General features: G+C 60.0%; 26 protein-coding genes. 6 read left to right on the plus strand and 20 right to left on the minus strand.

Going from position 1 to position 26,520, the window contains the following annotated elements; all coding sequences use genetic code 11:
- The first annotated feature begins 138 nt into the window (after positions 1 to 138).
- The gene (locus HKK52_RS14910) at positions 139 to 1,764 is read left to right on the plus strand and encodes a glucan biosynthesis protein D (RefSeq protein WP_169371453.1); all 1,626 of its coding nucleotides are present in this window, start codon (positions 139 to 141) and stop codon (positions 1,762 to 1,764) included.
- A gap of 206 nt (positions 1,765 to 1,970) precedes the next feature.
- Here the strand turns inward: HKK52_RS14910 and HKK52_RS14915 are convergent, their stop codons facing one another.
- The 3 genes from HKK52_RS14915 to HKK52_RS14925 form a co-directional block, all read right to left on the minus strand.
- Positions 1,971 to 3,077, minus strand: coding sequence for an NADH:flavin oxidoreductase/NADH oxidase (locus HKK52_RS14915; RefSeq protein ID WP_169371454.1), 1,107 nt, complete (start codon positions 3,075 to 3,077; stop codon positions 1,971 to 1,973).
- 292 nt (positions 3,078 to 3,369) lie between these two features.
- Positions 3,370 to 5,079 carry a single-stranded-DNA-specific exonuclease RecJ gene (gene recJ / locus HKK52_RS14920; RefSeq protein ID WP_169371455.1) on the minus strand — a complete coding sequence of 570 codons (1,710 nt, stop codon included), beginning with the start codon at positions 5,077 to 5,079 and terminating at the stop codon, positions 3,370 to 3,372.
- Positions 5,080 to 5,145: 66 nt separating this feature from the next.
- The gene (locus HKK52_RS14925) at positions 5,146 to 5,688 is read right to left on the minus strand and encodes a YaeQ family protein (RefSeq protein WP_010462971.1); all 543 of its coding nucleotides are present in this window, start codon (positions 5,686 to 5,688) and stop codon (positions 5,146 to 5,148) included.
- Positions 5,689 to 5,834: 146 nt separating this feature from the next.
- Here HKK52_RS14925 and HKK52_RS14930 point away from each other — a divergent pair, with 146 nt between their 5' ends.
- Together HKK52_RS14930 and HKK52_RS14935 are read left to right on the plus strand one after the other, a co-directional pair.
- On the plus strand, positions 5,835 to 7,034 hold the full coding sequence (locus HKK52_RS14930) for a CaiB/BaiF CoA transferase family protein (protein ID WP_169371456.1): 1,200 nt from the start codon (positions 5,835 to 5,837) through the stop codon (positions 7,032 to 7,034).
- Positions 6,988 to 7,935 carry a TIGR02285 family protein gene (locus HKK52_RS14935; protein ID WP_169371457.1) on the plus strand — a complete coding sequence of 316 codons (948 nt, stop codon included), beginning with the start codon at positions 6,988 to 6,990 and terminating at the stop codon, positions 7,933 to 7,935. Before HKK52_RS14930 ends, HKK52_RS14935 begins: the two co-directional genes overlap by 47 nt.
- Before the next feature lie 170 nt (positions 7,936 to 8,105).
- On the opposite strand, the gene HKK52_RS14940 is transcribed toward HKK52_RS14935, so the two are convergent.
- The 12 genes from HKK52_RS14940 to ffh form a co-directional block, all read right to left on the minus strand.
- Positions 8,106 to 8,393 carry a DUF3509 domain-containing protein gene (locus tag HKK52_RS14940; RefSeq protein ID WP_149657442.1) on the minus strand — a complete coding sequence of 96 codons (288 nt, stop codon included), beginning with the start codon at positions 8,391 to 8,393 and terminating at the stop codon, positions 8,106 to 8,108.
- 170 nt (positions 8,394 to 8,563) lie between these two features.
- On the minus strand, positions 8,564 to 8,971 hold the full coding sequence (locus HKK52_RS14945) for a response regulator (RefSeq protein ID WP_169371458.1): 408 nt from the start codon (positions 8,969 to 8,971) through the stop codon (positions 8,564 to 8,566).
- A gap of 111 nt (positions 8,972 to 9,082) precedes the next feature.
- Complete coding sequence (locus tag HKK52_RS14950) at positions 9,083 to 10,462, minus strand: transporter substrate-binding domain-containing protein (RefSeq protein ID WP_169371459.1); 1,380 nt, start codon at positions 10,460 to 10,462, stop codon at positions 9,083 to 9,085.
- Positions 10,463 to 10,581: 119 nt separating this feature from the next.
- The gene (thrC, locus tag HKK52_RS14955; protein ID WP_169371460.1) at positions 10,582 to 11,991 is read right to left on the minus strand and encodes a threonine synthase; all 1,410 of its coding nucleotides are present in this window, start codon (positions 11,989 to 11,991) and stop codon (positions 10,582 to 10,584) included.
- Between the two features lie 66 nt (positions 11,992 to 12,057).
- A complete protein-coding gene (locus HKK52_RS14960; RefSeq protein ID WP_169371461.1) occupies positions 12,058 to 13,362 on the minus strand; it encodes a homoserine dehydrogenase in 1,305 nt (434 codons plus the stop codon).
- A gap of 131 nt (positions 13,363 to 13,493) precedes the next feature.
- The gene (gene dsbC, locus HKK52_RS14965; protein WP_169371462.1) at positions 13,494 to 14,225 is read right to left on the minus strand and encodes a bifunctional protein-disulfide isomerase/oxidoreductase DsbC; all 732 of its coding nucleotides are present in this window, start codon (positions 14,223 to 14,225) and stop codon (positions 13,494 to 13,496) included.
- 305 nt (positions 14,226 to 14,530) lie between these two features.
- On the minus strand, positions 14,531 to 15,427 hold the full coding sequence (xerD, locus tag HKK52_RS14970; RefSeq protein WP_169371463.1) for a site-specific tyrosine recombinase XerD: 897 nt from the start codon (positions 15,425 to 15,427) through the stop codon (positions 14,531 to 14,533).
- A gap of 273 nt (positions 15,428 to 15,700) precedes the next feature.
- A complete protein-coding gene (gene rplS / locus HKK52_RS14975; RefSeq protein WP_063322826.1) occupies positions 15,701 to 16,051 on the minus strand; it encodes a 50S ribosomal protein L19 in 351 nt (116 codons plus the stop codon).
- Positions 16,052 to 16,096: 45 nt separating this feature from the next.
- Entirely contained in the window at positions 16,097 to 16,870 is a 774-nt protein-coding gene (gene trmD, locus HKK52_RS14980; protein WP_154503229.1) for a tRNA (guanosine(37)-N1)-methyltransferase TrmD, read from the minus strand.
- Complete coding sequence (rimM, locus tag HKK52_RS14985; protein WP_010565276.1) at positions 16,852 to 17,388, minus strand: ribosome maturation factor RimM; 537 nt, start codon at positions 17,386 to 17,388, stop codon at positions 16,852 to 16,854. Before rimM ends, trmD begins: the two co-directional genes overlap by 19 nt.
- Before the next feature lie 5 nt (positions 17,389 to 17,393).
- Positions 17,394 to 17,645, minus strand: a complete 252-nt coding sequence (gene rpsP, locus HKK52_RS14990) for a 30S ribosomal protein S16 (protein ID WP_007944872.1) — start codon at positions 17,643 to 17,645, stop codon at positions 17,394 to 17,396.
- A gap of 250 nt (positions 17,646 to 17,895) precedes the next feature.
- Positions 17,896 to 19,272: a signal recognition particle protein gene (gene ffh, locus HKK52_RS14995; protein WP_149657447.1), complete on the minus strand. Its 1,377-nt coding sequence runs from the start codon at positions 19,270 to 19,272 to the stop codon at positions 17,896 to 17,898.
- 195 nt (positions 19,273 to 19,467) lie between these two features.
- Between ffh and HKK52_RS15000 the strand changes: the two genes are divergently transcribed.
- The 3 genes from HKK52_RS15000 (at position 19,468) to HKK52_RS15010 (ending at position 23,187) form a co-directional block, all read left to right on the plus strand.
- Positions 19,468 to 20,280, plus strand: a complete 813-nt coding sequence (locus HKK52_RS15000) for a cytochrome C assembly family protein (RefSeq protein ID WP_169371464.1) — start codon at positions 19,468 to 19,470, stop codon at positions 20,278 to 20,280.
- Between the two features lie 12 nt (positions 20,281 to 20,292).
- Positions 20,293 to 21,534 carry an HlyC/CorC family transporter gene (locus tag HKK52_RS15005; RefSeq protein WP_169371465.1) on the plus strand — a complete coding sequence of 414 codons (1,242 nt, stop codon included), beginning with the start codon at positions 20,293 to 20,295 and terminating at the stop codon, positions 21,532 to 21,534.
- Positions 21,535 to 21,870: 336 nt separating this feature from the next.
- A complete protein-coding gene (locus HKK52_RS15010; RefSeq protein ID WP_169371466.1) occupies positions 21,871 to 23,187 on the plus strand; it encodes an MFS transporter in 1,317 nt (438 codons plus the stop codon).
- Between the two features lie 44 nt (positions 23,188 to 23,231).
- Here the strand turns inward: HKK52_RS15010 and purT are convergent, their stop codons facing one another.
- From purT to HKK52_RS15035, 5 genes are all read right to left on the minus strand, one after another.
- Positions 23,232 to 24,413, minus strand: coding sequence for a formate-dependent phosphoribosylglycinamide formyltransferase (gene purT / locus HKK52_RS15015; protein WP_169371467.1), 1,182 nt, complete (start codon positions 24,411 to 24,413; stop codon positions 23,232 to 23,234).
- A 100-nt stretch (positions 24,414 to 24,513) separates the two neighbouring features.
- Positions 24,514 to 24,981, minus strand: coding sequence for a VUT family protein (locus HKK52_RS15020; RefSeq protein ID WP_169371468.1), 468 nt, complete (start codon positions 24,979 to 24,981; stop codon positions 24,514 to 24,516).
- 135 nt (positions 24,982 to 25,116) lie between these two features.
- On the minus strand, positions 25,117 to 25,332 hold the full coding sequence (locus tag HKK52_RS15025) for a DUF1289 domain-containing protein (RefSeq protein WP_169371469.1): 216 nt from the start codon (positions 25,330 to 25,332) through the stop codon (positions 25,117 to 25,119).
- On the minus strand, positions 25,329 to 25,853 hold the full coding sequence (locus HKK52_RS15030) for a gamma carbonic anhydrase family protein (protein WP_007936184.1): 525 nt from the start codon (positions 25,851 to 25,853) through the stop codon (positions 25,329 to 25,331). Before HKK52_RS15030 ends, HKK52_RS15025 begins: the two co-directional genes overlap by 4 nt.
- A gap of 39 nt (positions 25,854 to 25,892) precedes the next feature.
- Positions 25,893 to 26,492: a CoA pyrophosphatase gene (locus tag HKK52_RS15035; protein ID WP_133837166.1), complete on the minus strand. Its 600-nt coding sequence runs from the start codon at positions 26,490 to 26,492 to the stop codon at positions 25,893 to 25,895.
- Positions 26,493 to 26,520: the final 28 nt, after the last annotated feature.

Below are 26,520 nucleotides of genomic sequence, written 5' to 3' on the forward strand. Positions count from 1 at the left end.
TCTTCCCGACCGAACGGTTTAAGCTATTTGGCATCTGTTTAGAGTCCGTTGCGTTTGGCCGAAGGCATGTCCGAACCTCTATTTTTGATCCCAGCAGTGCCAGGAACGGCGCGGGATTGTTCACGACAGGTTGTACTTATGCACCGCAGGAATTTGCTTAAAGCGTCCATGGCTATCGCTGCCTACACCGGTCTGTCCGCCACCGGCCTATTGGCCGCCCGTGCCTGGGCCGGCAATGGCGCCGCTGATGGCGACGCCCAGGCCTTCGACTTCGAAGCGCTGAAGATCCAGGCCAAGCAGCTCGCCACCAGTCGCTATCAGGACACCAAGCAGGTGCTGCCGCCGACCCTGGCGACCATGGCGCCACAACAATTCAACGCGATCCAGTACGACGGCAAGCACTCGCTGTGGAATGACTTGAACGGTCAGTTGGACGTGCGGTTTTTCCACGTCGGCATGGGCTTCAAGCAACCTGTGCGCATGTACAGCGTCGATCCGAAGACGCGTCAGGCGCGGGAAGTGCACTTCCGTCCGTCGCTGTTCAACTATGAAAAAACCACGGTCGACACCAAGCAGCTTACGGGCGACCTGGGCTTTTCCGGGTTCAAGTTGTTCAAGGCCCCGGAGCTGGACAAGCACGACATCCTGTCTTTCCTCGGCGCCAGCTACTTCCGCGCAGTCGATGCATCTGGCCAATATGGCCTCTCGGCCCGCGGCCTGGCGATCGACACTTACGCCAAGAAGCGTGAGGAATTCCCGGACTTCACCAAGTTCTGGTTCGAGACGCCGGACAAGGACAGCACCCGTTTCGTGGTCTATGCCTTGCTCGACTCGCCGAGTGCCACCGGCGCCTACCGTTTTGATATCGATTGCCAGGCCAGCCAGGTGGTGATGGCCATCGACGCCCACATCAACGCGCGCACGGCCATCGAACAACTGGGCATTTCGCCGATGACCAGCATGTTCAGCTGCGGTACCCACGAGCGGCGCATGTGCGACACCATTCACCCGCAAATTCACGACTCCGATCGCCTGGCCATGTGGCGCGGTAACGGCGAGTGGATCTGCCGCCCGCTGAACAACCCGGCGACCCTGCAGTTCAATGCCTTCGCCGACACCAATCCGAAAGGTTTCGGCCTGGTGCAGACCGATCACGAGTTCGCCAGCTATCAAGATACTGTCGACTGGTACAGCAAGCGCCCAAGCCTGTGGGTAGAACCTACGACCGAGTGGGGCGAAGGCTCTATCGATCTGTTGGAAATTCCTACGACCGGCGAGACCCTGGATAACATCGTCACGTTCTGGACGCCGAAGAAGCCGGTCGCGGCCGGTGACTCGCTGAACTTCGGCTACAAGCTGTACTGGAGCGCATTGCCGCCGGTCAGCACGCCGCTGGCGCGGGTCAACGCGACGCGTTCGGGCATGGGTGGCTTTATCGAAGGCTGGGCACCGGGTGAGCATTATCCTGAAGTCTGGGCGCGACGCTTTGCCGTGGACTTCACCGGTGGCGGCCTGGACCGTTTGCCGGAAGGTGCAGCGATCGAGCCGGTGGTCACCTGCTCGAATGGCGAGGTGAAGGACTTCAACGTGCTGGTGCTCGATGACATCAAGGGTTACCGGATTACCTTTGACTGGTTCCCGACCAATGACAGCGTGGCACCGGTGGAGCTGCGGTTGTTTATTCGCACCAATGACCGGACGCTGAGTGAAACCTGGTTGTACCAGTATTTCCCGCCGGCGCCGGAAAAGCGTAAGTACACCTGAGGGTAAAGGGTCGCCTGGGCGGGCCTCTTCGCGGGCAAGCCTCGCTCCTACGGGTTTTGTGTCGTCCGCATCATTGGCACACACCACAAACCCTGTAGGAGCGAGGCTTGCCCACGAAGAGGACGGTACAGGCAACAAAAATCCCGACTCAGAAACGCAAAAGCCCCGATCAATGTGACCGGGGCTTTTTGTTTTTACAGCGCTAATCAGTCGCGCAAATCAGACTCATGAACCGGCTGATCCCGATGGGTCGCCCGCTGATACTGCGCCGGCCACACCGCTTTGCGCCCACCCAGATCATCATCGGCATGCAGCGGCCAGTACGGATCGCGCAACAGCTCCCGAGCCAGGAAGATGATGTCGGCCTGACAGGTCCGCAGGATGTGCTCAGCCTGCGCAGGTTCGGTAATCATGCCCACGGTGCCCGTGGCGATGCCTGACTCCTTACGCACGCGCTCAGCGAAGCGGGTCTGATAACCCGGCCCTGTAGGAATTTCCGCATTGGCCGCGGTGCCACCTGAAGAGACGTCGATCAAATCCACGCCCAGATCCTTGAGGCGTCGCGCCAGTTCCACGGTTTCATCCGGGTTCCAGCCGTCTTCCACCCAGTCGGTGGCCGACACTCGCACAAACAGCGGCAACTCCTCAGGCCAGACCGCGCGCACCGCTTCGGTGACTTGCAGCACCAGGCGAATGCGGTTTTCGAACGAGCCGCCGTATTGATCGCGTCGCTGATTGCTCAATGGCGAAAGGAACTGGTGCAACAGATAACCGTGGGCGGCATGGATCTCGACCACTTTGAAACCGGCAGTCAGTGCGCGTTTGGCCGAATCGACAAACGCCTGGATGACTTCAGCGATTTGCGCTTCGTCGAGTTGCTTGGGCGGGGTGTGCTGTGGATCGAAAGCAATCGGCGAAGGCCCGACCGGGGTCCAGCCGCCGTCTTCGGGTTTGAGGCTGCCGTGCTTGCCGATCCACGGGCGATGGGTGCTGGCCTTGCGCCCGGCGTGGGCCAGTTGAATGCCGGCGACCGCGCCTTGGGCGGCGATAAAACGGGTGATGCGTTGCAGCGGTTCGATCTGTTCGTCATTCCACAGGCCGAGGTCTTCGGCGGTGATACGGCCATCGGCAGTGACCGCCGTGGCTTCGGTAAAAATCAGACCGGCCCCGCCGACCGCGCGACTGCCGAGGTGAACCAGGTGCCAGTCATTGGCCAGGCCATCGACGCTGGAGTACTGGCACATTGGCGACACGGCAATGCGGTTGAGCAGGGTCAATTGGCGAAGGGTATAGGGTTCAAGCAGCAGACTCATGGGGCACCTCTCGAATCAGTGGGCAGGCTCCAGGGTTCTGTTTGAAAAGTCGACGAGTGACAAGAAAAAGGTGCAACACCCGCCCCCGCGGGTAAAAAATTCGACAAGACGTCACAAGGCCAATCAAGCAGTGCTTAGAGCCTAGTCGACAACGGGGGATGAGGGAGGGTTCAGAGGGATTCGGTGTCAGAAAAATCGCTTTCGCGGGCAAGCCTCGCTCCTGCGGGTTTGGCGTCCGAATGATTGGCGCACGCCACAAATCCTGTAGGAGCAAGGCTTGCCCGCGAAGGGCTTAACGCGGTTCGATATGGGCAATCATCAACTGCACCGTCTCATTCCCGCGAAACTCGTTGAGATCGAGTTTGTAGGCCAATTCCACCCATTTGATGGTCGGATTCGGCCAGATATCGCGGTCAATGCCAAAGGCAATGCCATCGAGCTTCACCGAACCACATTCACTTCTGAGCACCACTTTCAGGTGCCGCTCGCCGACCACCCGCTGCTCGACCAACTGGAACACCCCGTGGAACAACGGCTCCGGGAAGTGCTGCCCCCAAGGCCCGGCATGGCGCAGGGCGCGGGCCAGTTCCAGGTGGAATTCCTCGACCGCCAACGTGCCGTCCGACAGCAGGCGCCCGGTCAGGTCTTCTTCGCGCAATTGCCGACGCACTTCAGCGTCAAAGGCTTCGGCGAACAGCGGGAAATTCGCTTCCGGCAAGGTCAGACCAGCCGCCATCGCGTGACCGCCGTATTTGCTGATCAGGTTCGGATGCTGCGCCGCCACCACGCTCAAGGCGTCGCGAATATGAAAGCCCTGCACCGAACGTCCCGAGCCCTTGAGCAAACCATCGCCGGCATCGGCAAAGGCAATGGTCGGGCGGAAATAACGCTCTTTCATCCGTGACGCGAGGATGCCGATGACGCCCTGGTGCCATTCCGGATCGAACAGGCACAAGCCGAACGGCATCGACTCCACCGGCAAATCCTTGAGCTGGGCCAGCGCTTCACGCTGCATGCCCTGCTCAATGGATTTGCGGTCCTGGTTCATGCCGTCGAGTTGGCCGGCCATTTCCCGGGCGAGGCCGGCGTCTTCCGTGAGCAGGCATTCGATGCCCAGGCTCATGTCATCCAGGCGCCCGGCTGCGTTCAAGCGAGGACCGACGATGAAACCCAAATCGGTAGAGGTGATGCGCGCAGGTTCACGCTTGGCTACTTCGAGGATCGCCTTGATCCCCGGCCGCGCGCGCCCGGCGCGAATTCGTTCCAGGCCCTGATGCACGAGGATCCGATTGTTGGCATCCAGCGGCACCACGTCGGCGACGCTGCCCAGCGCCACCAGATCGAGCAATTCGCCGATGTTCGGCTGCGGCTTGCTTTCATACCAGCCGAGGCTGCGCAAACGCGCGCGCAGGGCCATCAGCACATAAAAGATCACGCCGACGCCGGCCAGCGCCTTGCTCGGGAACTCGCACCCAGGCTGGTTCGGGTTGACGATGGCATCGGCCAGCGGCAGTTCATCGCCGGGCAAGTGGTGATCGGTGACCAGCACCTTGAGCCCGGCCTTCTTCGCCGCCGCCACGCCTTCGACGCTGGAGATGCCGTTGTCCACGGTGATCAGCAATTGCGGGGTGCGGGTCAGCGCCACTTCGACGATTTCCGGGGTCAGACCGTAGCCATATTCGAAACGGTTCGGCACCAGGTAATCGACGTGCGCCGCGCCCAGCAAGCGCAAACCGAGCACACCGACGGTGCTGGCGGTCGCGCCATCAGCATCGAAGTCGCCGACGATCAGAATGCGCTGACGCTGTTCCAGCGCCGTCACCAGCAGGCCCACCGCCGCATCGATGCCCTTGAGCTGCTGGAAGGGGATCAGCCGTGCCAGGCTCTTATCCAGTTCAGCCTCGGTCTGCACGCCCCGCGCCGCATACAGGCGGGTCAACAGCGGCGGCAGATCACCGAGGAATGGCAGGGTGTCGGGCAACAGGCGAGGTTCGATGCGCATGGGGTGACAGGTGCTTCTCTTGAATACGTAGGATAAAACCGGGTGAAACGGGAAAGCGGCGAAAAATCAGCCGCGTTCGCCGCTCAGCCACTGCAACTGCACTTCGTGCTGACCACGGTCGTCGGTGACGAAAATCGTCCCTTCGCTGATCATCACGTCCCACTTGATAACGCGGGGCATGTCTTTGGCGAGGGTTTCCAGGATGTCCTGAGGCACGGCGGCGATGTGCACGTTTTTCAAGTTCTTGATCGCCGGGATCACTTTGGTTTCCCAGACCCGCAGGCTGCCGTAGGCCAGCAGGCTGGTGCGCTCGGTGCGGCGCGAGCACCAGGTCAGGCGATCAGCGTCCGGCTGGCCGACTTCGATCCAGTGCAGGACACGGTCATCCAGGCTCTTTTCCCACAGGGCTGGTTCATCCACGTCTGACAGACCACGCCCGAACGACAGTTGCTCGTTGTACCAGAAGGCGTAGGCCAGCAGCCGCACGGTCATGCGCTCTTCGGTTTCCGAAGGGTGACGGGCGATGGTCTGCTTCACGCTCTCGTACACACTGCGGTCGAGGTCGGTAAGGTTCAGTTCAAACTTGTAGGTCGTGGACGGCTGGGCCATGAACGGGCTTCTTGATACGAGGAAAGGCGGCAAGTCTAACCGATGCAACAGGCAATCAGAGCATTGACGACCATCAACTTTGGGCGACTGACACGCGGCTATGTTAAAACGCACTATTCACACGTCTTTGTCCTACAGGATCGCGCATGCCATTCACCGGAAAACCGCTCTCAGGTCTGAAAGTCATCGAATTGGGTACGTTGATCGCCGGGCCGTTTGCCTCGCGCATTTGCGGCGAGTTCGGCGCTGAAGTGATCAAGATCGAATCCCCGGACGGCGGCGACCCGTTGCGCAAATGGCGCAAGTTATATGAAGGCACCTCGCTGTGGTGGTTCGTCCAGGCGCGCAACAAAAAGTCCCTGACGTTGAACCTCAAGCACCCCGACGGCCTGGCGATCCTGAAACAACTGCTCAGCGAAGCCGACATCCTGATCGAGAATTTTCGCCCTGGTGTGTTGGAAAAGCTCGGCCTGGGGTGGGAAGTTTTACATGCCCTGAACCCGAAACTGGTGATGGTGCGTCTGTCGGGTTTCGGCCAGACCGGGCCGATGAAAGATCAACCGGGGTTTGGCGCGGTCGGTGAATCCATGGGCGGCTTGCGCTACATCACCGGCTTCGAAGACCGACCGCCGGTGCGCACCGGGATTTCCATCGGCGACTCGATTGCGGCGCTGTGGGGCGTGATCGGCGCGCTGATGGCCTTGCGTCATCGCGAAGTCAACGGCGGTCTGGGCCAAGTGGTGGACGTGGCGCTGTATGAGGCGATTTTCGCCATGATGGAAAGCATGGTGCCGGAGTTCGATGTGTTCGGTTTTATCCGCGAGCGCACCGGCAACATCATGCCGGGCATCACACCCTCCTCCATCCACACCAGCGCCGACGGCAAGCACGTGCAGATCGGCGCCAATGGCGATGCGATTTTCAAGCGCTTCATGCTGATCATCGGTCGCGAAGACCTGGCCAACGATCCGGTACTGGCGAGCAACGATGGCCGTGACAGCCGGCGCGATGAGATCTACGGGGTGATCGATCGCTGGGTCAACTCGCTGCCGCTCGACAGCGTGATCGCGCAATTGAACCAGGCCGACGTGCCGGCCAGCCGGATCTTCAGTGCTGAAGACATGTTCAGCGATCCGCAGTACCTGGCCCGGGAGATGTTCCTGCACGCCAAGCTGCCGGATGGCAAGGACTTCAAGATGCCGGGGATCGTGCCGAAACTCTCTGAGACACCCGGCACCTCCGAATGGGTCGGACCGCAGTTGGGTGAACACAATGCGCAGGTGCTCAACGATCTTGGCTATGACAAGGAACAGATCGCAAAGCTGCGTGAAGACGGGGCCATTTAAGCTGAAGCGCCTGCTTTCAGTCTTCATCAAACGTGTCAGCTGCGGGTATGCGCTGGCGTTATTGTTGCTCGGATTAAGCTCAACCGTTTGGGCTCAACCAAAAGAGACGCTGATCTGGTTGCTGCGCGATTTGCCGCCACTGACCATTTTCGAAGGCCCGGAAAAAGGCCAAGGGGTGGTCGATCAGTTGATGCCGCTGTTGATCGCCGGGATGCCGCAATACGCTCACACACGGATGCGGGTCAATCGCGCCCGTGGCATGCAGATGCTTCGCGAAGAGTCCTTCACCTGCGATCCCTCGCTGATCTGGAGCAAGGAACGGGAACAGTGGATTGCGTTTTCGATTCCGGTGTTTCGCGCCGTCAGCAATGGCCTGGCTGTGCGGCAGGAAGATCGACCGGAACTGAAACCTTTTTTGGTGAATGGTGAAGTCGATCTGGCGGCATTGCTGGCCAATGGCAGCAAGAAGCTCGGTGCGGTGGCCGAGCGCAGTTATGGGCAGTTTGTCGATGCCGAATTGAAACAGGCGCCCGCCAATACGCTGACTCTTCATTATGGCAACGACGCACTCGGCAGCCTGTTACAGATGCAGCGCCTGGGGCGGTTGCTGGGAGTCTTGGGTTACTGGCCGGAGATTCGCTACCTGGCCCAACAGGAACAGATTGCCGACAACGAGCTGGTGTTCTATCCGGTCAGGGGCGCGGCCAAGTACATTTCCACCTACATCGGCTGCTCCAATACGGCCCAGGGTCGGCAAGCCATCAGCGAGATCAATCAGCTGTTGCGCACCCTGCCCCACGAGCGCCTGGCCCAGGCTTATGCGAAATGGCTCGATCCACAGCGGCGCGGCGATTACCTGGAGCAAGCCAAGGCCTTTTTCGAACAACAGACCGGACAATGATAAATTTTTGGCAAAAAGAAACCCCGAGAAGTGGGGAGACGACTCGGGGTTAAACGTGGCCTACATAAAGACCAGTGGCAGCAAGCTACAAGCACCGGAGCACAATGCTTGATCCTGCTGTTACATGGTCTGACGACCTTGGCGCAGGAAGGTTCCCACGAAAAGGCAATTCAATTGCGATTGGCCAGGATCTTGTCCTGGGCCGCATTGCGCAACGCCGCGATCACACAGGGCTCCAGGCGTCCTTCAGCGATCAGCACATCGCGGTGCAATCCGTCGACGACATCCGTCAGCTGCCACTTGTCGCGCAACTGCGCCTGGTTGAACGCACGCTCAACGACAATGGCGCCAGCCGCATTCTTCAAGGTCACCAGGCATTCGCCATGGGCACCCGACGGGGTCAACGAAACTTGATACGGGCTCAGAGCCTCGCCGAGCAATAGGCTGATACTTTCCATCTCGCGATCACCACTCAATAGTCCGAAAACAAAGTGCCTGGGAGGGCGTGTCTACAGTTAATGACCCCTGGCCCGAGAAGAAAGTTCTGAATACCGCAAGGCAGCGGTACCGGCGTCTCGGGGGAAATTGAGCATGCACCGCAAAGATGACAAGGAAAAAACAGCCGGTTTCACGCCCGGGCTTGCAGCATCGATTCCAGCAGATAGACATCCAGCAGCCTGCGCATCAACACCGCGGAGACGGGTGTATGCAAGTGCCCTAGGAGTTTCACGTCGTTGTCCGCCAGCATGGCCGTCACGTCCGACATGACGCTCGACGCCACGTTGCCAAGCAGGATCAACGCCCGCGCCTCGCGGTGTTCCGCCAGATGCCGCACCAGTGCCAAACCATCGCCGCCCTTGAGTTGTGGGTCGCAGAAAGCGATGTCGACCGTGCCCCGGCGTCCCAGGGAACGCAGTGCCGCCGACATCGACGGCGCCGTCAGCACGTCGTAGACACCGATGGCGTTGAGCATTTGGTGCAACGCCATCATCTGGAAAGGATTGTGTTCAAGAATCAGGATTTTGAGCGTGCGCATAGGCGACCTCTGGAACGACACTCGCGGACTTTCACCGCAGTTGTCGAACACTCTAGGACAGCCTCCTTCAGCCTCCCATCGGAAAAGGAGCCGCACCCCATAGGACAATTCCTAAACTCGCGCAGCCCCCCGGCAGTTACACGCCCCTCTGCGCTGATCGATATCGGTCCACCCGCCAAGCAGCCCCCGCAACTGCCCGTCGGCGCTGTAAAACGGGACGGTCCACTGATAGATGTCCCTGACGCCGCCGTTGAATCGTAACTGACGCTGACTGAACCGGGTTTTACGCGTACTCAACTGGACCATGAACTCGGCATGCAACATCTGCGCGGTCTCCCGGGGCAAGACGTCGACTTCGATCAGTTGGCGCCCCTGAACCTGGTCGAAGCGGGTCGATAAACCCTCCTCATAACTTTTGTTGCACATGATCAGCCGTCCCTGCAGATCACGAACGAACACCGGGTCGGGCATCGCATCAATCAACGCATGCTGAAAGGCGAGTTGGTCACTGAGGTCTTTTTCGGCGTCCAGGCGTTGCTTGACCAACGCGGCGAGTCGTCGGTTCCAGAGCAAGGACAGCAGGCCGAACAGGCTGACGAAAAACATGCCCCAGCAGCCCCACTGAGTCACGCGTTGCCAGAAGGTAAGCGCTGGCTTGGGGGCCACACCGTCGAGCCACTTCAGGCGAATGGCCCGCAACTCGGCCGGTGGAAAGGCTTCAAGCGCCTTGTTGAGAATACTCAGCAACTGTGGCTGCCCTTTGCGCACGGCCAAGTGGTCAGCCTCCCACGACCCCTCCACGGTATGTCCTACCTTCAACTGCCCGATCGGATAGAGCTGCGCCCCGGTTTCATTCTCGATGGTGGCGTATGCCTCGCCGCTTTCAACCAGTGCCCGAGCCTCGGCATAGGTCTTGACCGAGCGCAGCTCGATGGCCGGATAGTCCCGGCGAATGGTTTCCTCCATGGCATGCCTGGCCGGCAATACCAGCACCCGTTTCGACAGCTGTTCCAGGGATTGCAACAGCGGCGCCCCGGCCCGCCCGACCAGAACCCAGGCAGAACCGCCAAACGCATGGCTGAAATCCAGGAACTGCTTGCGCTCGTCATTGAACGCCAGCGTTGTGCTCATGTCCGCCGTACCGCTTTCCAGGCGCCCGAGCAATTGATCGGTGGAGAACGATTCCTCATGGACGAAATGCAACCCCGTCATTGCGCTGATGCGGTTGAGCACATCATTGTTCAGGCCGCTCCAATGACCGTGCTCGTCCTTGAACAGGTACAGCGGGTACTGCGTCGACGCGACGATGACCTTCGGGTGCGCGCGTAGCCATTGTCGCTCTTCGGCATCCAACTCAATGACATCGACATTCACGGACTCGGTGGACTCATGAGCCACTAATTGTGCGGCCAGCGTGCACTGGCCAAGACCCAGAACGCTCAACAAAAAAAGCCAGCACACGGCTGGTTTCAACCCTCTTGAAAACAACATTGCCATTTCCTTCGTGATCAACTCGCCCGTCCTTCAAGGGCGAAAACACGACAAGTGTGCACGCAGAAACAAAAAAGCCCGTCAGGAGACGGGCTTCAAAATGTGACAGTTTTTCGGGCTTAAAGCGGCTTGCCGCGGTTGCCATGCTGACTGACAAAGGCCTGCACGGCTTTCAGGTCGTTCGGCAACACGGTGCAGCGCTCTTCTCTCTCAAACAAATCAGAAAGATGTGCAGGTAGTTCGAGAGCTTTTCCTACACCGGCTTTTTCCACCGCGTCAGGGAATTTGACCGGATGGGCCGTGCCCAGGATCACCATCGGGATATCCAGGCTACGACGGCACTCGCGTGCAGCCTTGACGCCGATGGCGGTGTGCGGGTCCAGCACCTCGCCCGTCTGTTCGAAGACTTCGGCGATGGTTTCGCAGGTTTGTGCGTCATCCACGGCCAGGGAGTCGAACAGCTTGCGGGCTTCAGTCCAGCGCTCTTGCTCGACGCTGAAACCGCCGCCCTGCTTGAAGTTGTCCATCAAGCCGGCAATCGCGGCACCGCTGCGACCGTGCAGGTCGAACAGCAGGCGTTCGAAGTTCGACGAGACCATGATGTCCATCGACGGCGACAGCGTGGCGTGCAGGGTTTCCTTGACGTACTGATTGCCGCTCATGAAGCGATGCAAGATGTCGTTGCGGTTGGTGGCGACGATCAACTGGTTGATCGGCAGGCCCATGTTGCGCGCCAGGTAACCGGCGAAGATGTCGCCGAAGTTACCGGTCGGCACCGAGAACGACACCGAACGCGCCGGGCCACCCAATTGCAGGGCGGCGTGGAAGTAGTAAACGATCTGGGCCATGATCCGCGCCCAGTTGATCGAGTTCACCGCCACCAGGCGCGTGCCTTTGAGGAAGCTCTGGTCGGCGAAGCTGTTCTTGACCATTTCCTGGCAGTCATCGAAGTTGCCTTCGATGGCGATGTTGTGGATGTTCTCGCCGAAGATGGTGGTCATCTGGCGACGCTGCACGTCGGACACACGGTTGTGCGGGTGCAGGATGAAGATGTCGACGTTTTCGCAGTGCTTGCAACCTTCGATGGCGGCCGAACCGGTATCGCCGGACGTTGCACCAACGATCACCACGCGCTCGCCGCGTTTTTCCAGCGTGTAGTCGAGCAGGCGACCGAGCAGTTGCAGGGCGAAGTCCTTGAACGCCAGGGTCGGACCGTGGAACAGTTCCAGAACCCATTCGTTGCCATTGAGCTGACGCAACGGCGCCACGGCGTTGTGGGAAAACACGCCGTAGGTTTCTTCAAGAATCTTTTTGAAATCGGCATCGGGAATGCTGCCGGCCACGAAGGGGCGCATCACCCGGAAGGCCAGCTCGTGATACGGCAGGCCGGCCCAGGAAGCGATTTCTTCCTGAGTAAAACGTGGCAGGCATTCCGGCACATACAGGCCGCCGTCCGTGGCCAGACCGGCCAGCAGGACGTCTTCGAAATTCAGGGCCGGTGCCTGGCCGCGGGTACTGATATAACGCATGACTGGCTCCAATAGACAGTGTTCGCAAACCCGGGCCCGCACGCGAGCCCGGTGAACGATAACGGCTTAGTTCAGGTGCTCGACACGGATCCGCACAACCGGACCGACAACACCCGCCAACGCTTCCAGGGCGGTGATCGCGTCGTTCATGTGCTGCTCCAGCACACGATGGGTCAGCAGGATCATCGGCACCAGGCCGTCGTGTTCTTCGACTTCCTTCTGCATGATCGATTCGATGTTGATGCCGCGCTCCGACAGGATGCTCGCCACTTGGGCCAGCACGCCAGGATGATCCTTGGCCTGGATCCGCAGGTAGTAGGCACTTTCGCAGGCTTCGATCGGCAGGATCGGGTGCGCCGACAGCGAATCCGGCTGGAAGGCCAGGTGCGGTACGCGGTTTTCCGGGTCGGAGGTCATGGCGCGAACCACGTCCACCAGGTCGGCGATCACCGACGAAGCGGTCGGCTCCATGCCGGCGCCGGCGCCGTAGAACAGAGTCGAACCGGCGGCGTCGCCGTTGACCATCACTGCGTTCATCACGCCGTTGACGTTGGCGATCAAGCGATCGGCCGGGATCAATGTCGGGTGTACGCGCAACTCAATACCGGCGGCGGTGCTGCGCGCTACGCCCAGGTGCTTGATGCGGTAGCCCAATGCTTCGGCGTAGTTGACGTCAGCGGTGGTCAGCTGGGTGATGCCTTCGGTGTAGGCCTTGTCGAATTGCAGCGGAATGCCGAACGCGATGGACGCCAGGATCGTCAGTTTGTGGGCGGCGTCGATGCCTTCGACGTCGAAGGTCGGATCGGCTTCGGCGTAACCCAGGGCTTGCGCCTCGGCGAGTACGTCTTCGAAGGTGCGACCCTTCTCACGCATCTCGGTCAGGATGAAGTTGCCGGTGCCGTTGATGATGCCGGCGACCCAGTTGATACGGTTGGCGGACAGGCCTTCACGGATCGCCTTGATCACCGGAATGCCACCGGCCACGGCCGCTTCGAACGCAACGATCACGCCCTTCGCGCGAGCCTTGGCGAAAATTTCATTACCGTGAACGGCGATCAGTGCCTTGTTCGCGGTGACCACATGCTTGCCATTCTCGATGGCCTTGAGTACCAGCTCGCGGGCAACGGTGTAGCCGCCCACCAACTCTATGACGATGTCGATCTCAGGGTTCGTGGCCACTTCGAACACATCGTTGGTAATCGCAATACCGGTCGTCTGGAACTGAGGCTTTGGCGTGCGCGTGGCAATTTGTGCCACTTCGATTCCACGCCCGGCACGACGAGCAATTTCCTCGGCGTTACGCTGAAGTACGTTGAAGGTACCGCCACCGACGGTCCCTAACCCACAGATGCCTACTTTGACCGGTTTCACTGTGAACTCCCCATAAAACGGCCGACGCAAGGTCGGCCGTGAAAACAACCGCATACTCGCGGTTCTCTATTAATGGTCAGGCGAGTTGCCGCCAGACCATGATCGTCAAAGGCTGACCGTGACGATGCGAATTATTTCGCGCCCAGCGCCAGTTTGGCGACTTGTGGCGCAGGCTGGTAGCCCGGAATGACCTGGCCGTCGGCCAAAACGATGGCCGGCGTGCCGTTCACGCCAATCGACTGACCGAGGGCGAATTGCTTGGACACCGGGTTATCGCACTTGGCGGCCTTGATTTCCTTGCCATCGACCATCTTGTCCATCGCGGCTTTCTTGTCTTTCGAGCACCAGACCGCTTGCAGCTGTTCGTCACCCGGCGAGCCCAGGCCCTGGCGCGGGAACGCAACATAACGCACTTCGATGCCGCGCTTGTTCAGCTCAGGCACTTCGGCGTGCAGTTTGTGGCAGTACGGGCAGGTGGTGTCGGTGAACACGGTGATGTGCGATTTGGTTTCGCCGATCGCCGGGTAGACCACGGTTTCCGCGACCGGGATGTCGTTGATCAACTTGGAAACGCCCAGACGCTCGGTCTTCTCGGTCAGGTTGACCGGTTTGCCGTCCTTGAGCTGGAACATGTAGCCCTGCATCACGTACTGGCCATCGGCGCTGGCGTAGAGCACGCGGCTGCCCTTGAGCTTGACTTCGTACAGGCCGGCCAGCGGGCTGGCGCTGATGCTGTCGATCGGGGTTTCAAGCTGAAGGCTTTCCAGGCTTTTACGAATGGCTTTGTCGGCCGCGTCATCGGCGACGGCAAAGGTGCTGACCAACGCAATGGCTGCGGCGGCGAAAATAGGGGTCAGACGCATGAGAACTCCTGAAGGCGGACAAATGGGACGATCAGAACGCCCGTGCCGAAACACCGGGTCATAATCACCCATCGTGCAAACCGGCAAAGCCTACCACATAAGGCTGGTGGGGCCGAATGCGGGTGATGCACGACATCTCGCTCACGGCGCACGACGACTTTATGTAGCAGCTGGCGAAGCCTGCGTTCGGCTGCGTAGCAGTCGTGAAATCAGACACTGCAGTGTTTCAGTTAAACCGCGAGCTCAGGATTTACGACTGCTACGCAGCCGAACGCAGGCTTCGCCAGCTGCTACAAATGTTGTGTTCAGCCGCGCGGATGGTGTTTGGCGTGCAGGTCCTGCAAGCGCGCGCGGGCGACGTGGGTGTAGATCTGCGTGGTCGACAGGTCGCTGTGGCCGAGCAGCATTTGTACCACCCGCAGGTCGGCGCCGTGGTTGAGCAGGTGCGTGGCGAAGGCGTGGCGCAGGGTGTGCGGCGACAGCGACTTGCCGATTCCGGCGACCTTGGCCTGGTGCTTGATGCGGTGCCAGAAGGTCTGGCGGGTCATCTGCTCGCCGCGCTGGCTCGGGAACATCACATCGCTGGGCCGCCCGCCGAGCAGCTCGCCACGGCCGTCACGCAGGTAGCGCTCGACCCAGACAATCGCTTCCTCGCCCATAGGTACCAGCCGCTCCTTGCTGCCCTTGCCCATCACGCGCAACACGCCCTGACGCAGGTTGACCTGTTCCAGGGTCAGGCTGATCAGCTCGGTCACCCGCAAACCACAGGCGTACAGCACTTCCAGCATGGCGCGGTCGCGCTGGCCGATGGCTTCGCTCAGGTCCGGTGCTTTTAACAACGCCTCGACGTCGGCTTCCGACAGGGATTTGGGCAGCGGCCTACCGAGTTGCGGCATATCAACGCGCAAGGTCGGATCGACTGCGATCAGCTTTTCCCGCAGCAGATAGCGATAAAAGCCACGTACACCGGAGAGAAATCTGGCGGTGGAACGGGGTTTGTAGTTTTGCTCGAGGCGCCAGGCCAAGTGGTCGAGGATCAACTCGCGCCCGGCGTTGATCAGTTCCAGGTTCTTTTCCTGGAGCCAGCCGTTGAACAGGGCCAGGTCGCTGCGGTAGGCATCGCGGGTGTTATCGGAGAGGCCTTTTTCCAGCCACAGGGCGTCGAGGAATTGGTCTATCAGGGGATGGTCGATGGCGGGCATAGAGGCTCAGGTAGCGGGGAACTGAGGGTAAGTCTTTCATAGCCTGCCGGGGCTTTATAGAGCCTGATGCAATTGCGGTGACGGGTAGATCGGTTCGCGGGCAAGCCTCGCTCCTACAGGATTGAATCGTTCTTCGATTCTGTAGGAGCGAGGCTTGCCCGCGAATGCCGCAACACGGTCCCGGACCAGGCACGCATACCCCGGCAGCATCGATAAATCGCAGGCAACAAAAAAGCAGCCCGCAGGCTGCTTTTTTTGCATCGGAAGCTGGACTTAAGCCAGTTTTTCCTTGATGCGAGCTGCTTTACCGGACAGGTCACGCAGGTAGTACAGCTTGGCTTTACGTACGTCACCGCGACGTTTAACGGCCATGCTGTCGATTTGCGGGCTGTAGGTCTGGAAAGTACGCTCTACGCCAACACCGTTGGAGATTTTGCGAACGGTGAATGCACTGTTTACGCCGCGGTTACGCTTGGCGATAACAACACCTTCGAACGCTTGCAGACGCGAACGGTCGCCTTCCTTCACTTTCACCTGAACGACAACAGTGTCGCCCGGGGCAAAGGTAGGGATCTCTTTGGTCATCTGCTCTGCTTCGAGTGCAAGAATGATTTTGTTAGTCATGCTGTGCTCCTAAGGTAAATCGTCGGATTTACCATCGATACGTTGTTAACTATCGTCCCGCTCGCGGATGTATTCCTCGAGCAGCTTCTTCTCTTCTCCAGAAAGCGAGCGGCTTTCCAGAAGATCGGCGCGTCGTTCAAAGGTCCTACCAAGGGACTGCTGTAAACGCCAACGCCGGATATGCGCGTGATTGCCACTAAGCAACACGTCGGGAACACGCTGATCCGCATACACCTCCGGTCGGGTGTAGTGCGGGCAATCCAGCAGACCATCCGTAAAGGAATCTTCCTCGGCGGAGTCCGCATGCCCTAAAGCTCCAGGCAGCAGTCGTGTAACCGCATCGATCAGGACCATCGCCGGCAGCTCGCCGCCAGACAGTACATAGTCGCCAATCGACCACTCTTCATCGACATGAGCTTCAATAAAACGCTCGTCAATGCCTTCATAGCGGCCGGCAATCAGGATCAATGCATCCAGATTCGCCAACTCGCGTACCGCCGACTGAGTCAGTTGACGGCCTTGGGGGGACAGGTAAATTACCTTCGCCGCCTCCCCGGCTGCTGCCTTGGCCTGAACCAGAGCATCTTCCAGGGGCTTGATCTTCATCACCATGCCCGGGCCACCGCCAAATGGGCGATCGTCCACAGTGTGATGTCGATCCGTCGTGTAGTCTCGCGGATTCCAACAGGTGAGCTGCAACAGCCCCTGTTTCACCGCACGACTGGTGATGCCGTACTCGCTGATGGCGGAGAACATCTCGGGAAACAAACTGATCACTTCTACGCGCAAATTAGCCACGCTTAGAAGTCCGCATCCCATTCCACCTTCATCTCGCCTGCGGCAAGGTCGACTGCCAACACGCATTGCTCCGTATAGGGCAACAGGCGTTCGCGATCGTCCAGGCTGCCAGCGCAAGGCTTGACCACCATGACATCATTGGCGCCGGTTTCCAGAAGATGATCGATCTTCCCGAGCAATTGCCCGAGTTGGTCAATAACCTTCAGACCTTCCAGCTGGTACCAGTAGTACTCGCCGTCGGTCAATTCAGGGAACAGGTTGCGCGGCACGCAGATCTCATAACCGGCCAGAAGACGAGCTTCTTCACGATCATCAAGACCCTTGAGCTTTGCGACCAGGAACTTGTCGTTCCCGCGTCCGCTGACCAGCTCAACCTGCTTTACGCTGCCTTCGCGCTTGAGCGTCCAGGTTTTGTATTGCAAGAGGTTTTCTGTTGGATCAGTAAAGGAATACACCTTCACTTCGCCGCGAACGCCATGAACAGAATAAATTTTGCCGATAACGATCAAATCATCAGCAACAGCAGGCGTCGCGTTCATATTGCTCAGGCCGCAGCCTTAGCAGCGTCCTTCAACAACTGAGCAACACGCTCAGAAGGTTGTGCACCAACGCTCAGCCAGTAGGCTACGCGCTCTTGGTTCACGGACAGACGGACTTCTTGACCACGAGCAACAGGGTTGAAGAAACCAACCTGTTCCTTGTGCGAACCGTCGCGCGGGTTGCGGCTGTCGGTTACGGTCAAGTGGTAAAACGGGCGCTTTTTGGAGCCGCCAAGGGCAAGACGGATTGTTAGCATGTGAACATCGTTCCTGTAGTCGGTGCTGCAAATCTAAAGGCACAGCGGGCATAGGTGCCCGAAAGGCCGCATATTCTAAGGAATATCCGGACTTTTGCAAATGTCTTTTTCCGGCGGCCTTCCGGTCGCCATCAAGATTTGCTATAGAGCCGTCGTTGAAAACGGCCAGTCAGCTCCCGCCAAGTGCGGGTTTGCTGGAGATCCCACATTGCTGTGGTACTGCGCCGACATCACTGGCGGCGCGGATTCTTTACATCTTGGGCATGCCGCCGCCGGGCAACATACCGCCCATGCCGCGCATCATTTTGGCCATTCCGCCTTTTGCGGAGAATTTCTTCATCATCTTCTGCATCTGCTTGTGTTGCTTGATCAAGCGACCGATGTCCTGCACCTGGGTGCCGGAACCCATGGCGATCCGGCGTTTGCGCGAACCGCTGATCAGCTCAGGGTCGCGGCGCTCGGCCGGGGTCATGGAGTTGATGATGGCTTCCATCTGCTTGAATTGCTTCTCTGCCGCGCCCTGGGCATTGCCCATTTGCGCCAGGTTCACACCGCCGATGTTCGGCAGTTTGTCCATGAGGCCGCCGAGGCCGCCCATGTTCTTCATCTGTTGCAGCTGATCGCGGAAGTCTTCGAGGTCGAAGCCCTTGCCCTTCTTCAGCTTCTTGGCCAGTTTGTCGGCCTTGTCCTTGTCGAGGGTCTGTTCGGCCTGTTCGATCAGGCTGAGCACGTCGCCCATGCCGAGGATGCGCGAAGCAATACGCTCAGGGTGGAACGGTTCGAGCGCTTCGCTCTTCTCGCCCATACCGATGAACTTGATCGGCTTGCCGGTGATGGCACGAACCGACAGGGCGGCACCGCCACGGGCGTCGCCGTCGACCTTGGTCAGGATCACGCCGGTCAGCGGCAATGCGTCGCCGAAAGCCTTGGCCGTGTTGGCGGCGTCCTGGCCGGTCATGGCATCGACCACGAACAGGGTTTCGACCGGGTTGATCGCGGCATGCAGCGCCTTGATCTCGCCCATCATCTCTTCGTCGATGTGCAGACGACCGGCGGTATCGACGATGACCACGTCGATGAATTTCAGCCGCGCTTCTTTAATAGCCGCTTGTGCGATGTCGACCGGCTTCTGACTCAGGTCGGACGGGAAGAAGGTCACGCCCACTTCACCAGCGAGCATTTCCAGCTGCTTGATCGCCGCCGGACGGTAAACGTCCGCAGACACGACCATGACGGTCTTCTTCTTACGCTCTTTAAGGAAGCGCGCAAGTTTACCGGCGGTGGTGGTTTTACCGGCGCCCTGCAAACCGGCCATCAGCACGACGGCTGGTGGAACGGCGCTCAGGTTCAAGTCTTCGTTGGCCGCGCCCATCAGGCTTTCGAGTTCGGCCTGGACGATCTTCACGAAGGCCTGGCCCGGCGTCAGGCTGCGCGACACCTCGGTGCCGACGGCGCGTTCCTTGACCGAATTGACGAAGTCCTTGACCACCGGCAGGGCGACGTCGGCTTCGAGCAACGCCATGCGCACTTCGCGCAGGGTGTCTTTGATGTTGTCCTCGGTCAGCTTGGCCTTGCCGGTGACATGGCGCAGCGTCTGCGAGAGACGGTCGGTTAAGTTTTCAAACATTGCGCGATCCTTTCAGGCCCTGTGTAGACCGGGATAATGGCGGCCCAGACCGGAATAAACATGTGCTCGGCGAGCCTGCGGCGTGGGCAGGTCGCGGATTATAGCGAAGACTGCGTCTGGCGGACACCTCGCACTTTCGTGTGATGTGGGTTCTATGCCAAACTCAGCGCCTTTCGGGCTTGCCTAACAGGATTTATGCTCCCCTTGTCACCCAGTTTGCTTACCACTCTCGCCGCCGCCTGCTTATATGCCGCTGCGACTATCTATCAAGGCACTCGCCTGGCCTCCGGTGCCAAGGCGAACAAGCGCCTGCTGGTCACGCTCGGCGTACTGGCCGTGCTGGCTCACAGCGCCAGCCTGTTTACCCACTTGCTGACGCCAATCGGCCTGGGCCTGGACTTCTTCAGTGCCGCCAGCCTGATTGCCGCGGCGGTCATCGCCCTGACCCTGATCGCCTGCTCGCGGATTCCGGTGGAGAACCTGCTGATCCTGCTGTTCCCGCTGGGGCTGGCAACGGTGCTGCTGGCGCAGTTCGCTCCCGCCGGCACCGTGCAGATCATCGATGAAGAGCCGGGCATCCTCGCCCACATTCTCTTGTCGATCCTGGCCTACGGCATGTTCACCATCGCGGTGTTCCAGGCCTTGCTGCTGCTGGTGCAGGATCACCAGCTCAAGCACAAGCATCCGTCCGGGCTGATCAAGAACTTCCCGCCGCTGCAAACCATGGAAAGCCTGCTGTTCGGTTTCCTGTGGGCCGGCTGGACCCTGCTGTCGCTGTCGCTGATTTCCGGCTGGCTGTTCGTCGAGAACCTGTTTGCCCAGCACCTGGTGCACAAGACCCTGCTGGCCTGCCTGGCCTGGATCGTGTTCAGCGTGTTGCTGTGGGGCCGTAATCGCCTCGGCTGGCGCGGACACAAGGCCATTCGCTGGACCCTCGCCGGTTTCTGCCTGCTGATGCTGGCCTATTTCGGCAGCAAGCTGGTTCGTGAATACATTCTGCACATCTGACGGGCGGCAATAATGGACGACTTGCCCATAGGGCCGATGCTTGCAGTGATCGCCCTGCTGATTTTGTGGTCGGGGCTGTTTACCGCCATCGAAGTCGCGCAACAACACTTGCTGGCCCAACGCACCGCGTCGCGCTCAAGCGACAAGCCGGTGGCGAAGCTGAGCTTCCCGCTCAACAGCCTGATCCTCTGCAACACCCTGTGCCGTGCGCTGGCGATGGTCATCAGCACCTTGCTGGCGATTTTCACCTGGGCAGAGAACGGTCCCTGGGTCGCTTGCATCGGCGCTGGCGTGATCCTGCTGGTGTTCGCCGACTACCTGCCGCGTACCCTCGCCGTGCGCTATCCGGACGCGATCCTGAGCCTGGGCAACACCTTGCTCGGCGCGCCACTGAAAATCATCTACCCCGCCGCCTGGTTGCTCAACGGCTTCAGCCAATTGCTGACGCGACCGTTCGCCCGCAAAGTCAAAGTGGTGCGACAGAGCGAAGACGAGGCGCCGGTGGATCGGCACGAAGATAACGAACACGCGCCCTGCCGCCCCCACGCGCTGTCGGGCATCCACGCGCTGGATAACATCACGGTCAACGACATCCTGGTGCCACGCAGTGACGTCGACGGGATCAACCTCGACGACTCCCTCGAAGAAATCATTGAACAGTTGCGCAACAACCGGCGCACACGCCTGCCGATATTCCACAGCGACATCAATCAGGTCGAGGCGGTGCTCAATACCCGGCAGATCCGTCATTTGCTGCCGGATGGCACCTTGACCCTGGAGGCGTTGCTGGCGGCCTGCCACGAACCCTACTTCGTGCCCGAAAGCACCCCGTTGCAGTTGCAGTTGCTGAACTTCCACAAGCAACAGCGGCGCCTGGGCATGGTGGTGGACGAGTACGGCGAAGTGCTCGGCATCGTCACCCTGGAGGACATCCTCGAAGAAATCGTCGGCGAGTTCGAAAGCGAGCACAGCCTGGACAACCCGCACGTCCATCCACAGGCCGATGGCCGACTGGTGATTGAAGGCGCGGCGTCGATTCGCGAACTGAACAAGAGCCTGGGCTGGCACCTGCCCAGCGATGGTCCGAAAACCCTTAACGGCTTGGTCACCGAGGCGCTGGAGACCATTCCGGAGAGCTCGGTGTGCCTGAAGATCGGGCGTTATCGGCTAGAGATTCTTGAGACCGAAGATAACCGCGTTACGCGGGTGTTGGTCTGGCATACCAGTTCGGTGCCGGTGCTGTCCAAAACCTGACACGGCCTCTTTGGCGAAGGGCTTACCTGTGGCGAGGGAGCTTGCTCCCGCTGGACTGCGAAGCAGTCCCAATCACACACCGCAATTATCCTGAAAAAGCTCATTCAGCCAATTTGCGGCCGCTGCGCGCCCGAGCGGGAGCAAGCTCCCTCGCCACAAAAGCCACCACCACCCCTTGCCCCCTTGTTTGATCGTTAGCCGCCTTCCTATAATCGAGCCGCTTACCCAAGCGCCGCCCTACCCCAGTGCTACCCGCACGCTGCGTTAAACCCACATCCCTGGGTGTTCGACCATAATAATTCGCTCCACTGGAGCATGACTGTCAGGGATCACCGCATGACGACCAGCACCGCTTACAGCGATACCACGCCTGCCCAACCGACGAACTCTGCCACCCGCGTGGCCACCGCGAGTTTCATCGGCACCGCCATCGAGTTCTACGACTTCTACGTCTACGCCACCGCCGCCGCGCTGGTGATCGGGCCGGTGTTCTTTCCGCAGACCTCCGGCACGGCCCAGATGCTTTCGGCGTTTCTCACCTTTGGTATCGCCTTCCTGGCGCGGCCGCTGGGTTCGGCGCTGTTCGGGCATTTCGGTGACCGCATCGGGCGTAAATCGACGCTGGTTGCATCCTTGCTGTTGATGGGCGTCTGTACCACATTGATCGGCGTGCTGCCGGGTTATGACAGCATCGGCGCCTGGGCACCAATCCTGCTTTGTGTGCTGCGGTTCGGCCAGGGCCTGGGGTTGGGCGGCGAATGGGGCGGCGCCGCGTTGCTGGCGACGGAGAATGCGCCCAAGGGTAAACGCGCGTGGTTTGGCATGTTCCCGCAGTTGGGTCCTTCGATTGGCTTCCTCGCGGCCAACGGTCTTTTCCTGACACTGGCCATGACCCTGAGCGACGATCAGTTCCGCTCGTGGGGCTGGCGGATTCCGTTCCTGCTGAGCGCCGTGCTGGTGATGGTTGGCCTGTATGTGCGCCTCAAACTCCACGAAACCCCGGTATTCGCCAATGCGATGGCGCGCCAGGAACGGGTGAAGATCCCGCTGGTCGAGCTGTTCAGCCAGTACTGGGCGCCGATGTTGCTGGGGGCCGGGTCGATGGTGGTCTGCTATGCGCTGTTCTACATCTCGACGGTGTTTTCCCTGAGCTACGGCGTTTCGACCCTCGGCTACACCCGCGAAACCTTCCTCGCGCTGCTGTGCTTTGCCGTGCTGTTCATGGCCGCCGCGACGCCTTTGTCGGCTTGGGCCAGTGACCGTTACGGGCGCAAACCGGTGCTGATTATCGGTGGTGTACTGGCGATTCTGTCCGGTTTCCTGATGGAACCGCTGCTGACCCACGGCACGACCTGGGGCGTGGCGCTGTTCCTGTGCATCGAACTGTTTCTGATGGGCGTGACGTTTGCGCCGATGGGGGCGTTGTTGCCGGAGTTGTTTCCGACCCACGTGCGGTATACCGGCGCGTCGGCAGCCTACAATTTGGGCGGCATCGTCGGGGCCTCGGCGGCGCCGTTCTTCGCGCAGAAACTGGTGGCGATGGGCGGTTTGAGTTATGTCGGCGGGTATGTGTCGGGGGCGGCGGTGCTGAGTTTGATTGCCGTGTTGTGCCTGAAGGAGACACGGCATAACGATTTGAATAGCGTGGCCTGACAAGGATCGTTCCCACGCAGAGCGTGGGAACGATCTGCGTAGTCTTACAGCTCTACCTTTACAGCCTGGGAAGCACGGGTCGCTTTAGCGCGAGCCGCTTCAATCGACTCATCCCGCGCCAACGCCACACCCATCCGGCGCTGGCCGTTGACTTCAGGCTTGCCGAACAGACGCAATGCCGTATCCGGCTCGCTCAGTGCAGCACCCAGGTTGGCAAACGCCGTCTGAGTCGACTGCCCTTCCACCAGAATCACCGCCGACGCCGAAGGGCCGAACTGACGAATCAATGGAATCGGCAGGCCCAGGATCGCCCGGGCGTGCAGCGCAAATTGCGACAAGTCCTGGGAAATCAGGGTCACCAAACCGGTGTCATGCGGGCGCGGCGAGACTTCGCTGAACCACACCTGATCGCCTTTGATGAACAGCTCGACGCCAAACAGACCACGGCCACCCAAGGCCTCGGTCACGGCTTTGGCAACGCGCTCGGATTCGGCCAGGGCAATCGGGCTCATGGCTTGTGGCTGCCAGGATTCCTGGTAGTCGCCCTTCTCCTGACGGTGACCGACCGGCGCGCAGAATGTGGTGCCGCCGATGTGGCGTACGGTCAGCAGGGTGATTTCGTAGTCGAAATCGATAAAGCCCTCGACGATCACCCGACCTTTACCGGCACGGCCGCCTTCTTGCGCGTAATCCCACGCGGTTTTCACGTCATCGACGCTGCGCAACAGGCTCTGGCCTTTACCCGACGAGCTCATGACCGGTTTGACCACACAAGGGAAACCCAGGTCTTCAACAGCTTTGCTGTAGTCCTCGAAGGTGTCGGCGAAGTGGTACGGCGAGGTCGGCAGGTCCAGCTCTTCGGCGGCCAGACGACGGATGCCTTCGCGGTTCATGGTCAGCTGCGTGGCGCGGGCAGTCGGGATCACGGTGAAGCCTTCGGCTTCCAGTTCGACCAGGGTTGCGGTGGCGATGGCCTCGATTTCCGGCACGATGAAGTGCGGCTTCTCGGCTTCGATCACCGCACGCAGGGCGGCGCCATCGAGCATGTTGATCACATGGCTGCGGTGGGCGACTTGCATGGCTGGCGCGTTGGCGTAGCGATCCACGGCGATCACTTCAACACCCAGGCGTTGCAGCTCGATCACCACTTCCTTGCCCAACTCGCCACAGCCACACAGCAATACGCGGGTCGCGGTTGGCGACAATGGAGTTCCGATACGGGTCATCTCAGGTCCTCAAAGAAGCGGATCATCGAGGGATGCAACGCTTGGCGCGCTTCCCATGGGGAGAAAGCGCGGCATTTTACATGAACTGCGGGGTTTGGCTTCAGCTGGCGACGGCCTGTTTGCGCAGGCGCCAGGCCATGATCAACCACACTACCGTCACACCGGCGAACTTCGAGCCCATGGCGGTGAGGATCACGGCCGGGGTGAAGGCGTCGATCATGCCGAAGAAGATGAAGGTATCGAGGGGAATGCTCAGGGCGGAACTTATCCACAGGCGATCGTGCAACGGGCGCTTGGTGATGCTGAACACCAGCCAGTCGATACACTCGGACACCGCGAACGCCGTGGCGCTGGCCAGGGCGATGGACGGATCGGACGTGACGTAGGACAGCACCAGCGCCGCCAGCATCGCGGCGATGGCGCCGTGGCCGAAGCGGGTTTGCACCATATCGCGCAGCACAAACACCAAGCCACCCCAGGCCGACCAGATGATGTCCAGGTGCGGGGCGGTGGAAAAGGCGTAGTTGATCAGCACGACGCTGCTGATGTAGGAAATCAGGAAGAGCATGGTGTGTGGGAGTACCTGTCAATTTGGTGCACAGATTACCGTAGGAGCTGTCGAGTGCAACGAGGCTGCGATCTTTTGATGTTGTTTTTGAAGGGCAAGATCAAAAGATCGCAGCCTCGTTGCACTCGACAGCTCCTACACGTCGGGGGTTTTGCCTAGCATCCAAAGCAACCCACTCGACTTGGCCCGTTCATGACACAGCCCCAACACCTTGCGGCGCTCATCGTTGTCCATCCGACTCCAGCGGGTAATCTCCTCCACCGTGCGCTGGCACCCGGTGCAAATATCGTCGTCATCCAGTGCGCAGATGTTCACACACGGCGATAACACCGGCCGTTCAGTGGCGTTCATTGTTCCTGCTCGACCAGGTCGCGGGCATAGCGCTGCGAGTTGTGCACATAGTGGGCGGCGCTGGCTTCGAGCATTTTCTTCTGCGGTTCGGTGAGTTCGCGCACGACTTTGCCCGGCGAACCCATGACCAGCGAGCCGTCGGGAATCTCCTTGCCTTCGCCGATCAGCGAGTTGGCGCCGATGATGCAGTTCTTGCCGATTTTCGCACCGTTGAGGATCACCGCGTTGATACCGATCAGGCTGTAGTCGCCCACGGTGCAGCCGTGGAGCATGGCGTTGTGGCCGATGGTCACGCCGGTGCCGATGGTCAGCGGGTAGCCCATGTCGGTGTGCATCACGGTGCCATCCTGGACGTTGCTGTTCTTGCCGATCAGGATCAATTCGTTGTCGCCGCGCAACACGGCGTTGAACCAGACGTTGGCGCCCTCTTCCAGTTTGACCTTGCCCACCAGAACGGCATTGGGGGCGACCCAGCTCTGTGGATGGGTTTCGACGCGGGCGTCGCCCAGGCGATATTTCATCTTGTTGTCCTCAAGGCTCAGGCAGCCGCGGGTTCACATTCAGGTATTGATAAAGCTTTTCGGGGGACGGTGCAGGCTGATGTCGGCGTCATACAGCAGATTGATCAATTCGACGATCATGATCGCCGTCAAACCCCAGATCTTGTATTCGCCATAACGATAGCTCGGTACATACCAGCTACGGCCCTGATAATCGATGCGGTGGGTGTGTTCCCGCGGGTCCTTGCGGAAGAACTCCAGGGGTACGCTGAACACCGCCGCGATCTCGGCATCGTTGGCCAGGTATTCGACGTAATCGGGAATCACGCCGACATAAGGCGTGACCTTGATCCCGTGCAAGGAAATCAGTGGACTGAGCGGGCCGATCACTTCCACCAGGCCCGGCGGCAGGCCGATTTCTTCTTCGGCCTCGCGCAGGGCGGTGAAGATCAGGTCGGGGTCTTCGGGGTCGCGTCGCCCGCCGGGGAAGGCGACTTCGCCGCCATGGGTCGAGAGCCCGCTGGCGCGCAGGGTCAGAACCAGTTCCGGTTCGTCGCTGCGGGTGATCGGCACCAAAACAGCAGCCTCGGGGAAACGCTTGTCGGTTTCAAGGGTGCGTGGCGTGTGGTTGCTTACCCGATGCAGTAGCTCGTCCAGCATGAGTGTTCTCGATCTGTTCGCTACCTTG

Origin of the sequence: Pseudomonas sp. ADAK2 (assembly GCF_012935755.1) — a bacterium.
Taxonomy (GTDB): Bacteria; Pseudomonadota; Gammaproteobacteria; order Pseudomonadales; family Pseudomonadaceae; genus Aquipseudomonas.

Bases quoted from the DNA above. Each gene is read 5' to 3' on its own strand.
- HKK52_RS14910 (WP_169371453.1), top strand. From the start codon at position 139: ATGCACCGCAGGAATTTGCTTAAAGCGTCCATGGCTATCGCTGCCTAC.
- HKK52_RS14915 (WP_169371454.1), bottom strand. From the start codon at position 3,077: ATGAGTCTGCTGCTTGAACCCTATACCCTTCGCCAATTGACCCTGCTC.
- recJ (WP_169371455.1), bottom strand. From the start codon at position 5,079: ATGCGCATCGAACCTCGCCTGTTGCCCGACACCCTGCCATTCCTCGGT.
- HKK52_RS14925 (WP_010462971.1), bottom strand. From the start codon at position 5,688: ATGGCCCAGCCGTCCACGACCTACAAGTTTGAACTGAACCTTACCGAC.
- HKK52_RS14930 (WP_169371456.1), top strand. From the start codon at position 5,835: ATGCCATTCACCGGAAAACCGCTCTCAGGTCTGAAAGTCATCGAATTG.
- HKK52_RS14935 (WP_169371457.1), top strand. From the start codon at position 6,988: ATGACAAGGAACAGATCGCAAAGCTGCGTGAAGACGGGGCCATTTAAG.
- HKK52_RS14940 (WP_149657442.1), bottom strand. From the start codon at position 8,393: ATGGAAAGTATCAGCCTATTGCTCGGCGAGGCTCTGAGCCCGTATCAA.
- HKK52_RS14945 (WP_169371458.1), bottom strand. From the start codon at position 8,971: ATGCGCACGCTCAAAATCCTGATTCTTGAACACAATCCTTTCCAGATG.
- HKK52_RS14950 (WP_169371459.1), bottom strand. From the start codon at position 10,462: ATGTTGTTTTCAAGAGGGTTGAAACCAGCCGTGTGCTGGCTTTTTTTG.
- thrC (WP_169371460.1), bottom strand. From the start codon at position 11,991: ATGCGTTATATCAGTACCCGCGGCCAGGCACCGGCCCTGAATTTCGAA.
- dsbC (WP_169371462.1), bottom strand. From the start codon at position 14,225: ATGCGTCTGACCCCTATTTTCGCCGCCGCAGCCATTGCGTTGGTCAGC.
- xerD (WP_169371463.1), bottom strand. From the start codon at position 15,427: ATGCCCGCCATCGACCATCCCCTGATAGACCAATTCCTCGACGCCCTG.
- rplS (WP_063322826.1), bottom strand. From the start codon at position 16,051: ATGACTAACAAAATCATTCTTGCACTCGAAGCAGAGCAGATGACCAAA.
- trmD (WP_154503229.1), bottom strand. From the start codon at position 16,870: ATGGGATGCGGACTTCTAAGCGTGGCTAATTTGCGCGTAGAAGTGATC.
- rimM (WP_010565276.1), bottom strand. From the start codon at position 17,388: ATGAACGCGACGCCTGCTGTTGCTGATGATTTGATCGTTATCGGCAAA.
- rpsP (WP_007944872.1), bottom strand. From the start codon at position 17,645: ATGCTAACAATCCGTCTTGCCCTTGGCGGCTCCAAAAAGCGCCCGTTT.
- ffh (WP_149657447.1), bottom strand. From the start codon at position 19,272: ATGTTTGAAAACTTAACCGACCGTCTCTCGCAGACGCTGCGCCATGTC.
- HKK52_RS15000 (WP_169371464.1), top strand. From the start codon at position 19,468: ATGCTCCCCTTGTCACCCAGTTTGCTTACCACTCTCGCCGCCGCCTGC.
- HKK52_RS15005 (WP_169371465.1), top strand. From the start codon at position 20,293: ATGGACGACTTGCCCATAGGGCCGATGCTTGCAGTGATCGCCCTGCTG.
- HKK52_RS15010 (WP_169371466.1), top strand. From the start codon at position 21,871: ATGACGACCAGCACCGCTTACAGCGATACCACGCCTGCCCAACCGACG.
- purT (WP_169371467.1), bottom strand. From the start codon at position 24,413: ATGACCCGTATCGGAACTCCATTGTCGCCAACCGCGACCCGCGTATTG.
- HKK52_RS15020 (WP_169371468.1), bottom strand. From the start codon at position 24,981: ATGCTCTTCCTGATTTCCTACATCAGCAGCGTCGTGCTGATCAACTAC.
- HKK52_RS15025 (WP_169371469.1), bottom strand. From the start codon at position 25,332: ATGAACGCCACTGAACGGCCGGTGTTATCGCCGTGTGTGAACATCTGC.
- HKK52_RS15030 (WP_007936184.1), bottom strand. From the start codon at position 25,853: ATGAAATATCGCCTGGGCGACGCCCGCGTCGAAACCCATCCACAGAGC.
- HKK52_RS15035 (WP_133837166.1), bottom strand. From the start codon at position 26,492: ATGCTGGACGAGCTACTGCATCGGGTAAGCAACCACACGCCACGCACC.